11 protein-coding genes and 1 tRNA gene are annotated in these 14,251 nt (G+C 73.2%); 6 read left to right on the forward strand and 6 right to left on the reverse strand.

Annotation, left to right across the window (positions count from 1 at the left end; genetic code table 11):
• The first annotated feature begins 63 nt into the window (after nucleotides 1-63).
• On the forward strand, nucleotides 64-4,146 hold the full coding sequence (locus ET495_RS14090) for a sigma-70 family RNA polymerase sigma factor (protein WP_129205317.1): 4,083 nt from the start codon (nucleotides 64-66) through the stop codon (nucleotides 4,144-4,146).
• Nucleotides 4,147-4,233: 87 nt separating this feature from the next.
• Here the strand turns inward: ET495_RS14090 and upp are convergent, their stop codons facing one another.
• On the reverse strand, nucleotides 4,234-4,869 hold the full coding sequence (upp, locus tag ET495_RS14095; RefSeq protein ID WP_129205318.1) for a uracil phosphoribosyltransferase: 636 nt from the start codon (nucleotides 4,867-4,869) through the stop codon (nucleotides 4,234-4,236).
• 351 nt (nucleotides 4,870-5,220) lie between these two features.
• Between upp and ET495_RS14100 the strand changes: the two genes are divergently transcribed.
• The 4 genes from ET495_RS14100 to ET495_RS14115 all read left to right on the forward strand — a co-directional run bounded on the left by ET495_RS14100 (nucleotide 5,221) and on the right by ET495_RS14115 (nucleotide 10,400).
• Nucleotides 5,221-5,661, forward strand: coding sequence for a nucleoside deaminase (locus tag ET495_RS14100; RefSeq protein WP_129206052.1), 441 nt, complete (start codon nucleotides 5,221-5,223; stop codon nucleotides 5,659-5,661).
• Nucleotides 5,658-6,788, forward strand: a complete 1,131-nt coding sequence (locus tag ET495_RS14105; protein ID WP_129205319.1) for an AI-2E family transporter — start codon at nucleotides 5,658-5,660, stop codon at nucleotides 6,786-6,788. The genes ET495_RS14100 and ET495_RS14105 overlap by 4 nt, the downstream gene beginning before the upstream one ends.
• Nucleotides 6,789-6,862: 74 nt before the next feature.
• On the forward strand, nucleotides 6,863-9,241 hold the full coding sequence (locus ET495_RS14110) for an ABC transporter ATP-binding protein (protein ID WP_129205320.1): 2,379 nt from the start codon (nucleotides 6,863-6,865) through the stop codon (nucleotides 9,239-9,241).
• Nucleotides 9,242-9,470: 229 nt separating this feature from the next.
• The gene (locus ET495_RS14115; RefSeq protein WP_129205321.1) at nucleotides 9,471-10,400 is read left to right on the forward strand and encodes a DUF4097 family beta strand repeat-containing protein; all 930 of its coding nucleotides are present in this window, start codon (nucleotides 9,471-9,473) and stop codon (nucleotides 10,398-10,400) included.
• A 100-nt stretch (nucleotides 10,401-10,500) separates the two neighbouring features.
• Here the strand turns inward: ET495_RS14115 and ET495_RS14120 are convergent, their stop codons facing one another.
• Nucleotides 10,501-11,424, reverse strand: coding sequence for a Sir2 family NAD-dependent protein deacetylase (locus ET495_RS14120; protein WP_425471145.1), 924 nt, complete (start codon nucleotides 11,422-11,424; stop codon nucleotides 10,501-10,503).
• Between the two features lie 108 nt (nucleotides 11,425-11,532).
• On the opposite strand from ET495_RS14120, the gene ET495_RS14125 reads away from it, so the two are divergent.
• Nucleotides 11,533-11,619: transfer RNA gene (locus tag ET495_RS14125), tRNA-Ser, on the forward strand.
• A 68-nt stretch (nucleotides 11,620-11,687) separates the two neighbouring features.
• Here the strand turns inward: ET495_RS14125 and ET495_RS14130 are convergent.
• The 4 genes from ET495_RS14130 to ET495_RS14145 all read right to left on the reverse strand — a co-directional run bounded on the left by ET495_RS14130 (nucleotide 11,688) and on the right by ET495_RS14145 (nucleotide 14,228).
• The gene (locus ET495_RS14130; protein ID WP_129205322.1) at nucleotides 11,688-11,942 is read right to left on the reverse strand and encodes a site-specific integrase; all 255 of its coding nucleotides are present in this window, start codon (nucleotides 11,940-11,942) and stop codon (nucleotides 11,688-11,690) included.
• Nucleotides 11,943-12,223: 281 nt separating this feature from the next.
• Nucleotides 12,224-12,532: a type II toxin-antitoxin system TacA family antitoxin gene (locus tag ET495_RS14135; RefSeq protein ID WP_162616494.1), complete on the reverse strand. Its 309-nt coding sequence runs from the start codon at nucleotides 12,530-12,532 to the stop codon at nucleotides 12,224-12,226.
• A gap of 79 nt (nucleotides 12,533-12,611) precedes the next feature.
• The gene (locus tag ET495_RS14140) at nucleotides 12,612-13,124 is read right to left on the reverse strand and encodes a GNAT family N-acetyltransferase (protein ID WP_129205324.1); all 513 of its coding nucleotides are present in this window, start codon (nucleotides 13,122-13,124) and stop codon (nucleotides 12,612-12,614) included.
• A gap of 843 nt (nucleotides 13,125-13,967) precedes the next feature.
• Entirely contained in the window at nucleotides 13,968-14,228 is a 261-nt protein-coding gene (locus ET495_RS14145; protein WP_129205325.1) for a hypothetical protein, read from the reverse strand.
• Nucleotides 14,229-14,251: the final 23 nt, after the last annotated feature.

The raw sequence follows: 14,251 nt of genomic DNA on the forward strand, positions 1-14,251 counted from the left end.
ACGCGAGTCCCGCCTCACCTGCGTGCGGGCAGCGCTCCAGTGCAAGGCAGTACGGCGGGGGTCGTGACAGACGTCTACATCGAACCGGGCGATCAGCTCCCTGTCCCGAGCGACGCGGAGCTGATCCTTGAGGTGCGCGGAGGAGATCTCGCCGCCTACGGCGCACTCTACGAACGGCACGCTGCCGCGGCGCGGCGACTGGCACTGTCGTACGTGCGGAACGTCGCCGACGCGGAGGACGTCGTCGCCGACGCGTTCGCGCGCGTGCTCGGCGTGCTCCAGTCGGGCCAGGGCCCCGACCAGATGTTCCGCGCCTACCTGTTCACCGTGGTCAAGAACGCCGCCGTCGAGCTGTCCAGGGGCCACCAGCGCACGCACCCCACGAACGACCCGGCGACGTTCGAGTCGCTGCTGCACGCCGAGCCGTCCTCGGAGGACCCCGCCCTGGCGGGGTTCGAGAAGTCGGTGGTGTCGCGCGCCTACCAGAGCCTTCCGGAGCGGTGGCAGGCCGTGCTCTGGTACACCGAGGTCGAGGGCTGCACGCCCGCCGAGATCGCGTCGATCCTCGGGCTGACGCCCAACGGAGTCTCCGCGCTGGCCTACCGCGCACGCGAGGGCCTGCGGGTCGGGTACCTGCAGCAGCACCTGTCGAACTCGCCCGCGGACGGCTGCCGCACCATCAACGCCCTGCTCGGCGGGTACGTGCGCGGGTCGCTCGCCAACCGCGAGGTCGCCAAGGTCGACGCGCACCTCAAGACCTGCGGCGACTGCCGCACGCTCGTGCTCGAGCTGTCCGACGTCGCGCACGGGATGCGTGGCGTCATCGCCCCGCTCGTCCTGGGCGTCGCTGGGCTCGGGCTGATCGGGGCGCTGCCCCTGGGCACGCTCGTCGGCGCCTCGGCGGCAGGGACCGCTGCGGCCGGGGCGGTCGCCGGCTCGGCCGCGTCCGGATCCGCCGTCGGAGCCGCCGCGGCCGCCAACGCCGCGACCGGCGTGGCGGGCAGCGCCGTCGTCGCCAACGCCGGTGCGGCAGCGGGTGCTGGTGCGGCGACCGGTGCGGCAGCGGGTGCTGGTGCGGCGACCGGTGCGGCAGCGGGTGCTGGTGCGGCGACCGGTGCGGCAGCGGGTGCTGGTGCGGCGACCGGTGCGGCAGCGGGTGCTGGTGCGGCGACCGGTGCGGCCGCTGGTGCTGGTGCGGCGACCGGTGCGGCCGCTGGTGCCGCGGGTGCCGCGACCAGCGCCGCCGTGGCGGGTGGGGCCGCGACCTCCGCGGTCGCTTCGACCGTCGCCGCGACCGCGGGTGCGGGCGCGATCCTCGGCGGCACCAGCATGGCTGCGGCTGCGGGCGCCGTCGCGATCGCCGCCGTCGGCGTGGTCTCGATGCTCCAGGCCATCAGCCCGACGACCGACGCCCTCGGGCCGCCCCCGTCGACGGTCGTCACGGCGTCGGCGTCGACCGCGGCTCCGCTCACCCCCGGCCCCGCCCCGAGCATCTCGCCGTCGGACACGTCGGTGCTCGGCCAGGTGTTCCTCCTCGGGGAGCCCGCGCGGCTGGTCGTCGCGCCGGTGGGCACGGGCACTCTCCAGCCGCGCGTGCCCCAGCGCGTGACGATGAAGGTGCTCAACAAGGGTGAGCAGACCGCGCGCGACACGACCGTGCGGCTGAGCCTGGCCACGGGCCTCGACCCTGATCTCGGGTCCGCGTCCGTGGGCCGCAGCGCGTCGCTGCTGTCGCCCGACGCACCGGGCTGCAGCCTGGGGGCCGACGGCTCCGGCGACGTCCTCTGCGATCTCGGCGACATCACCGGTGGCGCGGCGGCGACCGTCGCCTTCGACGTGCTCGCGCGCGACGGTGGCAGCTACAAGATCAGCGGCGAGATCTGGGCCGACGGCATCCTCCGGAGTCCGGTCGACGTCCCGCCGGCCGCGGTCGACCCGTTCGGGGCGGAGCTCACGGCCGCCTGGGGGACGATCCCCGATCTCGTCAACCCAGGCCTCGGCGACCTGCCGTTGTCCGTCACCAACACGGGCGACGTCGACGCCGCGGCAGGCTGGTCGGTCGACGTCGCACTGCCGGACGGCCTGCTGCTCGCCGGAGCGGACGGCTTGACGTGCGCCGCCGCCGCGGACGCCCCGCAGTCCGTGACGTGTACCGACCCGGACGCGGCGCTCTCGCCCGACGCCCAGGTCGCGGCCGTGCTGCACGTCGTCGCCCCCGCGACCTCGGGCGCCGGGGCGATGCAGGTCGACGCCCGGCCTGTCGTCGCCGGCGGGCACGCGGTCTCCTCGAGCGGCACCTTCACGGTCGCGCGGCCGTGGCACGGCGCGCACGCCGAGACCGGGATCGCCGCGGTGTGCGCGGCGACGGGCGGCGTCGGGACTGCCGACGCCACCGTCCGGGGCACCTACCGCAACACCACCCACCTGGCGGTCACCGCCCGCCTCGACGCGGCCGGCGGGTCCGCGACGTCGTCGGTGCTCACGCCGGGGCAGAGCGCGGACCTCACCGTCCACGACGGCCTGCGCGTGCCGGCAGGCACCGGCACCTGGACTCTCACGACGACGGTGGCCGGCACCGAGTACTCGACGACGCTTGCGGCCGGCCAGTTCGACGCCGTCGACTGCTACGACCCGGTCTGGGACGCGACGACGTCGGCGGCCGTACAGAACGTGGGCGGGACGTTGCAGGTGGCCGGCACCATCACGAACGACACGGCGGAGCCGTTCCGCGTCGCGCTGCGGGCGGCGGGGGTCACGAGCGACCCGGTCACCCTCGACCCGGGCGCGACCACGACCCTCGTGCTCGACACGGGCCTCGCCTCCCTGCCCAGCGGTGTCGCGGAGTTCGACCTGTACCGCTGGGTCGCCGACGTCGACGGCGACCCGCCCGTGCAGGGCGTCGTCCCGCGCACCCCCGTGACGGCGGCGTACGCCGGTGCGACGGTGGCGCCGGCTCTCGGCCCGTTGACCGGCGACCCGGTGACGTCTGCCTGCACCTACGATCCCGCCGCCGAGACCTCGGTGCGGCGGGCGCGCATCCCGCTGGACAACACCGGCTCGACGCTTCCTGTGTCGTTCACGGTGGGCGGTGTGACGGCCGTCCTGCCGGCGGGCGCGTCCCAGGTGCTGACCGTTCCGGTGGCGTACGGGACGACGTCGCTCGACGTGCTCGCCGACGGGCGGACGATCGGCTCGGTGCCGGTCCGGGTCGCGAGCTGCGCGACGCTCGCCTGGCCGCAGGACGTGGCCGTGACGGCACAGGCCCAGTGCACGGCGCAGCACCTGCCCGAGCTCCTCGCCACGGTGGCCACCCAGGGCGGGCGGTCCTACGACGTCCGGATCTCGCGCGGGGGGCGCGCCTGGTCCGACCCGGCCCCGGTGACCCCGGCCGGCCCGGCGACCGTGCGGCTCGGACTCGGCGACGGCCTCACCGCGCGCGGGGGACGGGCGAGCGTCGAGGTGTCGCGCGTGGTCGAGGGACGTCCGCTCACGGCGTACACGACGGTCGACTACGCCGCTGTGAGCTGCGTCGTCACCGCACCGGCCGCGCGGGTCGCGCTCGGCGGCATCACCGTGACCGAGACCCCTGACGGCCCCGTCTCGACGCGGACTGCGGCGCTGGTGCTCGACAACACCGGCTCGAACGTGCCCGTGTGGTTCTCGGTGCCCGACGTGGTGGGCGGCTCGGTGCGGGTGCCGGCCGGGCAGACCCGGACGGTCGACGCCGGCGTCGTCACCGGCAGCGCGGGGGCGACCTACCGGGTCTCGGCGCGGTCGTGGTCGACGACGCTCACCGTCGCCCCGTTCACCGGTACCGCCGGCTGGTGCGCCCCCGCCTGGGACCGCGCCACGCAGGAGAGCGGTGGCTACGCGGCGGGCGCGAAGGTGAGCTTCGGCTCGGCGAACTACACGTATCGCGGTGCGCGCGTGACCGATCCCGATCCCGCCGAGGGTGTCGCCGACGGGTCCGCGCGAGCGAACCGCGGCGCGGGCGCCGCGCACGGGAACGACGCGCGGGGAAGCGACGCGCGCGGGAACGACAGGTCGGGCGGACACGGCGGTGCGTCCCGTGGCGCTGGCGGGGTGCTGGCACCGCCGACGGCGGGCAGCGGCTGGGACGCGGCCGGAGCCTGCGAGACGCGCTGAGCGGGCGGCTGCGACGGCGTCCCCACGGCGCCCCGCACGGGACTGCTACCCGTGCGGTCCCGGGGCCGTGCCCGGGCCGCCGGACTCCTAGACGATGCCGTAGAGCCGGTCGCCCGCGTCGCCCAGGCCGGGGACGATGTACTTCTTCTCGTTGAGGCGCTCGTCGACGGCCGCGACCACCACCTGGACGTCGACGCGCCCGCCGAGCGCCTCCTCGACCACCTTGAGTCCCTCGGGGGCGGCGAGCAGGCACACGCAGGTCACGTCGCGTGCGCCGCGCTCGAGCACGTAGTCGATGGCGGCCACGAGCGTGCCGCCCGTCGCGAGCATGGGGTCGAGCAGGAACACCTGCCGGTCGGTGAGGTCGTCGGGCAGGCGGTTGGCGTAGGTGACGGCCTCGTACGTCGTCTCGTCACGCAGCAGCCCCAGGAAGCCGACCTCGGCCGTGGGCAGCAGGCGCGTCAGGCCGTCGAGCATCCCCAGCCCGGCGCGCAGGATGGGGATGACGATGGGGCTGGGGGCCGACAGCTTGACGCCCGTCGTCGCCGTCACCGGCGTCTCGATCGTGTGGGGCTGGACGCGCACGTGCCGCGTCGCCTCGTACGCGAGCAGCGTCACCAGCTCGTCGACGAGGAGGCGGAACGTCGCCGACGGCGTGTTCTTGTCGCGCAGGACGGTGAGCTTGTGGGCGACCAGCGGGTGATCGGCGACGTGCAGACGCATGACCCCACGCTACCGGCCACCTGGCCCGCGGACGCGCCCAACGGCGCCCTCGCCACCCATGCCCTGCCGCCCGCCCCGGCGCGCGCCAGAACGGCGGCGACACCTGCGCCGATCGGTTCCGACCACGCGGAGCCCGAGCCGCGTTCCAGAGGCACGCGAGCACATAGGCTCGCGTGCATCCGACGGCGCGAGGAGGGTGTGGTGAGCAACGACGGCGCCACGGGCGCTCCCCGCCCCGTGGCCGACGGCGACGGCCCTCCCGGCGACCGGCCCGGGATCGCCCTGCCCTGGGCCGACGGCGGGTTCCCGCCGGCGAGCCTCTCGCAGCGCAGCGTCGTGTGGGACGCCCTGATGGGCATGGCGCTGCACGAGGCGTCGCACGCCCTCGCGTCGGGCGACGTGCCGGTGGGCGCGCTCGTCGTCGGGCCCGACGGGCGGCTGCTGGGACTGGGCCGCAACCGGCGTGAGGAGACGGGCGACCCGACGGCCCACGCCGAGGTGCTGGCGCTGCGGCAGGCGGCGATGTCGCGCCGCTCGTGGCGGCTCGACGGCTGCACCCTCGTGGTGACGCTCGAACCGTGCGTGATGTGTGCCGGGGCGCTCGTCGCCGCCCGCGTGCGGCGGCTCGTGCTCGGCGCCTGGGACCCCAAGGCGGGCGCGACGGGCTCGGTCTGGGACCTCGTGCGCGACCAGCGGGCCAACCACGCCGTCGAAGTGGTCGGCGGCATCCGCGAGCAGGAGTGCGGCACCCTGCTGCGAGCGTTCTTCGAGCCGCACCGGGAGGGAACGTGAAGATCGCCTTCGACCCGCGCAACGTCTGGCGCACCGGGCTGGTGGTGCTCGCGGTCGTCGCGCTCGCCGCCGTCGTGACGTTCGTGCTGCGCGCCGGTGGGTCGCTGCTGTTCACGGTGTTCACCGCGTGGTTCGTCTCGCTCGCGATGGAACCGGCGGTCAGCCGCCTGGCACGCCGCATGCCCCGAGGGGCGGCGACGGCGGTCGTGATGCTCGGCGTCGTCGCGTTCCTGGGCGTGTTCTTCACGCTGTTCGGCAACCTCATGGTGCAGCAGATCTCCTCGCTGGTGCAGGCGATCCCCGGCCTCGTCGACGGCGCCCTCGACTGGGCCGAGACGCAGTTCGGGGTGCGCTACTCGCTCGACGACCTGCTGACCCAGCTCCAGGCCAACGCGGGCAGTGCCGCGAGCGTCGCCGGTCAGCTCGCGGGCGGCATCGTGAGCGTCCTCGGCACCATCGCCGGCGCCGTGGGCACGTTCTTCATCTTCGCGCTCATGCTCTTCTACCTGTCGGCCGACGGCCCGCGCCTGCGCCGCTGGATGGCGTCCCTGTTCCCGCCGCGCGCACAGGAGGCGACGCTCGTCGTCTGGGACACGATGGCGGAGAAGACGGGCCGCTACGTGGGCGCGCGCCTGCTGCTCGCCACGGTGAACGCGACGCTCAGCGCGATCGTCTTCGGCATCATCGGGCTGCCGTCGTGGCTGGCGCTCGCCCTGTGGACGGGCATCGTCGCCCAGTTCATCCCCGCGATCGGCACCTACATCTCGATCGCGCTGCCCGTGCTCGTGGGAGCACTGAGCCCCAACCCGTGGCTCGGCCTCGTCGTGCTCGGCTGGGGCGTGCTCTACCAGCAGGTCGAGAACCTCACGATCGAGCCGCGCATCAGCTCGCGGGCCGTGAACGTCCACCCGGCGGTGAGCTTCGGTTCGGTGATCCTGGGGACGTCGATGTTCGGCGTCGCGGGCGCACTGCTCGCCGTGCCCGTCGTCGCGATGCTGCTCGCGCTGCTCGACCTGTACCGCACGCGCTACGAGCTCGTGCCCGAGCTCGCCGACGGCGGCCGCCGCCTCGCGCCCGAGCACGAGACCGGGCCCGCCCCAGGACCGGAGCCCGACGGCGAGGACTGAGGCCCGGCGGGCACCACCGCGTCACCGGGGGTGCCCGCCGCGCGCCTCCGCCCGCCCGGCGTGAGCATGGGGTCATGCCCGCCCCCGTGCCACCCGCCGGGCCCCGCACCACGACGGCGCCCCCACCCCCACCCCCACCCCCGACCGCCATCGCCGGCACCCGGGACCAACCGGTCCTACGACGCATCGCGACCCTGCTCTCGCCCTACAAGGCCCAGCTCGCGCTCGTGGCGCTCGCGGTCGTCGTCAGCGCGGGGCTGACGAGCGTGGCCCCGTTCCTCACCCGCTCGGTGTTCGACGACGCGCTCTTCCCGGCCACGCCCGACGGCACCGTCGGACCGCCCGACCTGACCCTGCTGTACTGGCTCATCGGCGGGCTGATCGCGATCCCGCTGGTCAGCGCCCTCATCGGCGTCGGGCAGACGTGGCTGACCACCCGCATCGGCAACGGCGCGATGGCGGACCTGCGCGTGGCGCTGTTCGCTCACCTGGAACGCATGGAGCTCGCGTTCTTCACCTCGACGCGCACCGGCGACATCCAGTCGCGCCTGGCCAACGACGTCGGCGGGGTGCGGTCGGTGCTCACCAGCACCGCGACGTCGATCCTGCAGAACGTCGTGACCGTCATCGCGGCGTTCGTGTCGATGATCGTGCTGAGCTGGCAGCTGACCATCATCACGCTGGTGCTGATGCCGCTGTTCATGGTGATCCAGGTCCGCGTCGGCAAGCGGCGCAAGGCGTTGCAGCGGCGCACGCAGGAATCGTTGTCGGAGATGACGGCGATCACCGAGGAGTCGCTCGGCGTCTCGGGCGTGCTGCTCGCCAAGGTGTTCAACCGTGCCGACGTCGAGGTCGAGCGGTACCGCCGCGAGAACCGCCGCCAGACGCGGCTCCAGGTCAAGAACGCCATGACCGGGCAGACGTTCTTCTCGATCGTCTCCACGTTCTTCGGGCTGACACCCGCGATCGTGTACCTCGTGGCGGGGCTGCTCATCAACGGCGGCACGCTCGTGGGCGGGGCCGTGCTGACGGCCGGGACCATCGTCGCGTTCACGACCCTCCAGTCCCGGCTCCAGCAGCCGCTCGTGCAGCTCATGCGCGTGACCCTGGACGTGCAGACGTCGTTCGCGCTGTTTGGGCGCCTCTTCGAGTACCTCGACCTCGAACCCGCCATCCAGGACCGGCCCGGGGCGCGTGCGCTGCGCAAGGACGAGGTGCGCGGCGAGGTCGAGCTGCGCGACGTCTGGTTCCGCTACCCGCAGACCCGCGCGGAGTCCGCGCCGGGGGGAGCGGCGGCGTCGGGCGGCGGCCGTGGCGGCAAGGGCGGGCGCGGGGCGCGCGGCCGCTCGGGGCGCGGGTACCGGGCGCTCGAGGTGCCCGTGGTCGCGGCGCTCACCGACATGGCCGGCGCCAACGTCCTGCCGCCGACGTCGGCACCCGGGCTGGCGGCCGCGGTGCCCGTCGTGGACGAGCCCGGTGCCGCGCGGGGTTCCGCGGAGCGGCCTTCTGCGGAGCGGCCGACGGCCGAGGGCACGCGGGCGGGCACGCCGTCGGCCGTCCACCCGGACGACCCGGCCCCGCTGCCCGAGGCGCGCAAGTACCTCGACATCGACGTGACCGACCTCGCCCAGGTGGGCGAGGACCTCGACGCCGACGGCCGCATCTCCGACTCCGAGAAGTGGGCGCTCGCGGATCTCTCGCTGACGGTGCGGGCCGGGCAGCTCGCGGCGCTCGTCGGCCCGTCCGGCTCGGGCAAGACGACCCTGACGTACCTGGTGCCGCGCCTGCACGAGGTGACGCGCGGCGCCGTGCTCATCGACGGCGTCGACGTGCGTGACGTCACGCAGGGGTCGCTGGCCGACGTCGTCGGGATGGTGACGCAGGAGCCGTACCTGTTCCACGGGACGATCACCGAGAACCTCCGGTACGCGCGGGCCGACGCGACCGACGCCGAGATCGTCGAGGCGTGCCGGGCGGCGAACATCCACGACCGGATCGTGAGCTTCGCGGACGGGTACGAGACCATCACGGGCGAGCGCGGGTTCCGCCTGTCGGGCGGTGAGAAACAGCGGCTGTCCATCGCCCGGGTGCTCATCAAGGACCCCAAGATCCTCATCCTCGACGAGGCGACGTCGGCCCTCGACACCGCGACCGAGCGGCTGGTGCAGCAGGCGCTCGAACGCGCGATGGCCGACCGGACGACGTTCGCGATCGCGCACCGCCTGTCGACGATCATGAACGCCGACGTGATCTTCGGGGTCGCGGACGGGCGGCTCGTCGAGCACGGCACGCACGACGAGCTGCTGCGGCGCGGCGGCCTTTACGCGCGGTTGTACGCCGAACAGTTCGGGGGCGGCGCCGTCGAGGCCCGCCTGGCGGACGCCGTCCAGTTCGCGGACGGCACCACCATCCCCCGCGCGGCCACCCACCCGCACCCGGACGTACCGGTCTGACCGGCGGTCGGGCGAGGGTACGGGTCCGTGCAGGAATCGGCGGGGATCCTGCGCGAACCCATACCCCCGCCGGGGCGACCCGACCTGTGGAGTCAGGGTGGAACTGGGGGAGACCCCGGTGTTCGCCGTCGTGGGCTGCGAGCTACCGTCGAAAGATGACGAGCACCGACGCCGCCGCTCCCCGCGTCACGGGCGCAGTCCGGAGCAACGCCGATCGCGGGACACTCCCATGACCGCGCCGACCCAGCCCTTCGACCCGGCACCGACCGCCGATCCCTCGCCGGCCGTCGGCCCCGCCCCCTCCCGGCGGCCAGGCATGCGCGGCCTCGCCGTCGCAGGGATCGTCCTCGCGGCCGTGGCAGTCGGGTGGGGCGTGCTCCTGCTGGTCGACTTCGCGCGGTCGAGCACGACGACGGCCCACGCCTCGTACCGCCCCGCCCCGACCGTCGAGCTCGTCGCCGACGGCGCCGTCCACGTCACCGCCGCACCCGGCTCCGTCCAGGTCGACCGGGTCGCGCGCTCGGGCCTCAGCGGCCCGCGGTACGCGGTGGACCAGCGCGACGACCGGCTCGTGGTGACACACCGCTGCACCGGGCTCGGCGCCGTGCTGATCAGCTGCTCGGGCGGGTTGGACGTGACCGTGCCCGAGGCCACGCACGTCATCGTGCGGACCTCCAACGGGCAGGTCGTCGCAAGCGGGCTCGCCGGCGACGTACGGCTGCGCACCAGCAACGGTCGCGTCGAGGCGACACGCATCGGCGGGCTGCTCCACGTCGAGACCAGCAACGGGGACATCGCCGTGCGTGACACCGCCGGCGACGCCGACCTGCGCACGTCGAACGGCCGGATCCACGCCGTCGGGGTGGGCGGGACGCTCACGGCGGAGTCGAGCAACGGTCACCTCGACCTGCGCGAGATCGGCGGGTCGGCCCGCGCGACCACGAGCAACGGCAGCGTCGAGATCGCCGCCGTCGACGGCGACGTGACCGCGCGCACCAGCAACGGCGACATCACCGTGCACGGCGGCCCCGAGCCGGTCGCCCTGACCATCCGCACCAGCAACGGGAACCAGCGCGTCGAAGGCCCCACCGACCCGGACGCGCGCCGCCGCGTCGAGATCCGCACCTCCAACGGGGACGTCTCCTACCTGGGCGGGTGACGGCCCGGCAGGTCGCGGCCGCCGCGAGCGCGCCGCGCAGTTGCTCGTCTCGCGGTTCGTCGCCGGCATTCTCCCCGCCGCGCACGCGTCACGACGGGGGCTACCGCGCGAGCGCGCCCGCCAGCGCCGTCAGCGTCTCGGTGACGTCAGCCTCGACCTTGACCGTGGCGAGCGGGTCCCCACGCGTCTCACCGCGGTTGACGATGACCACCGGCATGCCCGCCTTGGCCGCATGCCGCACGAACCGCAGCCCGCTCATCACCGTCAGCGACGTGCCCGCCACGAGCAACGCCCCCGCGTCGTCGACCATCGCGAACGCGCGCTCGACCCGCTCACGCGGCACCGCCTCGCCGAAGTAGACGATCTCCGGCTTGAGCACCCCGCCGCAGAACTCGCACGGTGCCGGGCGAAAGTGCGCGGTCTGCTCGACGACGGCGTCGGCGTCGGGAGCCACCTCGATGTCGGTGACGGTGCGGACGCCGTCGAGCACCTCGTCGAGGAAGTGCGGGTTGAGAGCCGACAACCGCTCGGCCAGATGCGCCCGCGAGATCACCCGGCGGCACGTCAGGCACACCACCCGGTCGGAACGGCCGTGCAGGTCGATCACCTTGCGGGAACCGGCCTGCTCGTGCAGCAGGTCGACGTTCTGCGTGATGACGCCGCGCACGATGCCACGATCCTCCAAGGCGGCCAGAGCGAGATGCCCGCCATTGGGCCGAGTGCGGCGCACGTGCTGCCAGCCCACATGGTTGCGCGCCCAGTAGTGGCGGCGGAACGCCTCGTCCGCGACGAACTGCTGGAACGTCATCGGGTTGCGAGGCGGCGAGTCCGGGCTGCGGTAGTCGGGGATGCCCGAGTCCGTCGAGATGCCCGCACCCGTCAGCACCGTGAAGGTCAGGCCGTGCAGCACCCGCGCGGCGTCCTCGGCGGTGCCGTGCCGGACGACGGCGTCCGCGGGAAGGGTCCACGTGCGCTGCTGATACGCGGCCCTGAGGATCGGGCGAGGCTGTGCGGCAGGGGGCACGAGTCGAGCCTACGCGCGGCACGGTGGCGCCGGGGCGCGTCGTGAGCGCGGGGATTTGGGACGCGCGGCCCGAGCGGGTATCCTCGGACGGCCGGTTACGACCGGCGAGGTAGCGTGTCCGAGTGGCCTAAGGAGCACGCCTCGAAAGCGTGTGTGGGTGAAAGTCCACCGTGAGTTCGAATCTCACCGCTACCGCCCCTGCAAGAGCCCCAGCCGCAGAAACCTGCCGGTCTGGGGCTCTTCGCTTTCCCCGGTACTGCTTTTCACTGCTTTTTCCCCTCGGCGGCCAGGTCTGCCGACGCCTTCGTGACGAGCTGGTCGATGACGATCCGCAGGTCCGGATCGAGGCGATTGCGCTTCACGTAGTGCCGCCGAGTCGTCGCCTCGCCCGCGTGCCCCAGTTGCGCTGACGCGCTGGCGATCGAGGTCGAGTTCGCGACCGTCGTCCCCACAGTGCGGCGGAAGTCGTGGGGGCGGATGTCGAGCCCGCGGCTCGAGCGCGAATGCGGCAGGCGCAAGCCTAGCCAAGCCGGGCCAGCTCGGGCTTGGTGTCGGTGCTCCGGGAGGGTGGCCCGGACTGCGCACCGACGCGGCTTGCCCCGGCATCGGGTGCCCTGTGAGGACTTTCTTTACTGGCTCAAGCGCGCGGCTTCGCCGCGCGGCCGGCCTCCCGGGCGGGGCCCCGCGCTCCGGCGCTTCGCGCCTCCGCGCACCCCACCCGTCCGGCCGGGCGCGAGCGCGACGAAGGCGGCCCCGAGCCTCAGCTCAGAACCGCCTTCGTGACGGCCGCGATCTGATGTCAGCGCGACGCCAGTTCCTTCACGCCGAGCCGCTTCATGTCCCGACGTGCCGCCGTGATCGCAGCCGCCAGTTCGGGAATGACGGTCGCGTCCTCGTTCAAGGCAGCCTCGACCTGGTCGACCTCGCGTGGGGTCAGTTTGATGACGCGGTCACGGAGCAGCACCTCGCGCGCTCGCTCCATCGCGGCGCCAAGGACGAATGCGGACACGTCCTGCTGCTGGGCAGACGCCGCCTCGCGGATCGTGGCCAGGGCCTCTGGCGTCAGGCGCATGTTCAGGCGCTCGGAGCGCGCGTTCTCTGTGGACATGAAGACTCCTCGTGTCACCGCGCTGGTGACTGTCTCTCTCGGTGGCGTACATACACTGTACATACGACAGGCGTACGGATCAATCGGGATCCGACGCGGCGTACGTCGCCCGCAGCCGCTTCGTCGTGAGGAACAGGCCGAGCGAGTGGTCCGCGAAGCGCTGGAACCCGTGCTTGAGGTAGAAGCACGCCACGTCTTCGTGGAGTGCGTGAACCACGACCATCTCGAAGCCGAGATCGACCGACGCTGCGGCCAGCCGCTCGAGCGCCTGAACCAGAAGGAACCTCCCGAGGCCCTTGCCCTTGTAGTCCGAGTCGACGGCGAGGCGTGCGATGAGCGTCGCGGGCACCGGGTAGCGACGAGCGCGCCCCAGCGCCGACTCCGCCTCCTCGACGGACAGCTCGAAGGTGAGCATCGTGTAGTAGCCGGCCACGCGGCCCTCGCGCTCGTCAAGCAGCAGCATCGTGCGCGCGTTGTCTCTGCGCTCGCTCTGGCTGGCGTAATGCGCGAGCCAGTCGTCGAGCTCTGGTTCGCCACACGTGAACGGGTGCAACTTGAGGGCGTCGGACGTGAACGGTCGAACGATGAACATCCCTGCGAGCACCCTTCCGTGCCTGACGACGTCGGCCCCGGCCACCCTACGGGGGAGCGGTGACACGATGCCCAGCCCACGCGGCGGCGTGCGTTGAGCGCACAGGCTCGCGTCCGGCCCTGCACCGATACCCGAGCATCCGGCCGACTCCGGTCAGCATCAAGGGCGCCTACGGCGTCGCTGCGCGATGAACTGCGCTCACCCTTGACCCTGACCTCCGTCAGCCTCTTGTGCTCCGCTATCGCCGCGGCGCCTCCGAGTGTCCCGACCTCCGACACCCCGGTACCGTCGAAGAGGAAGCCAGGCCGCAGCGCCCGCGACTCACCTTTTTCACTCCTCTTTGCCAGCCAAACAGCCGCGAAAACGTACAACACGTTGCATAGCGAGACCAGGCGAACGCCCAGGTCAGACGCCAGATCGTCCAACCGAGCCAGCCCCGCCCAAAGGGCGCTCCCGAACCTCACCGCTACCGCCCCCGCAGGAGCCCCAGCCGCGAAAAACCGCCGGTCTGGGGCTCTCTGCTTGCCCGCCGTGCTTGCTCTAGCTCGTCTTTGCCTTCCGCGAGAAGGCCTGCTGAGGCTTTCGTGACGAGTTGTCGACGGGGCGGCAGGTCGTTGTCGGACTCGTCCACGAAGGACTCCGTGAGCACGTGTGAAGCGACCGACTCGCTGCCGGTAGGCGTCGAGGCTGTGCGCTCCCGGATGCGGGCAACGAGCTCTTGACGCGTGGCGCCGGCCATGGCTGCACCGCCTCTGTGCTGGCGGCCTGGTCGGCGTAGGGGCGCAAGCGCAGACGCCGACCGTTCGGCAGGATGTCGCGTGCGCCGAGGTCGTTGCGCCGACGTCAGAAGGCCTGCGGTGGTGCTGACCGCGCGCTGTTGCCGGGCTGGCGGGCGGCGAGCTCGTGCCAGAACGTCGCCGTCAGGACGGTGACCGGCCGCTCGCGCGATGCGTGATCAGCGATCCACACCGACAGGCGCCGCGCGACGGCCATGCCAGCCCCGACCGCAGGCAGGGAGAACGCGATCCCGGTGCGGTAGAGCACCGCGGCGCCGAGCGCGAGGAGCACGGGCGCGATGACCCGCACCAGGACCGTCCGCAACACCGCCCGCCGCTGGACAGGTCGGT

Source organism: Xylanimonas allomyrinae, assembly GCF_004135345.1.
Lineage (GTDB): Bacteria > Actinomycetota > Actinomycetes > Actinomycetales > Cellulomonadaceae > Xylanimonas > Xylanimonas allomyrinae.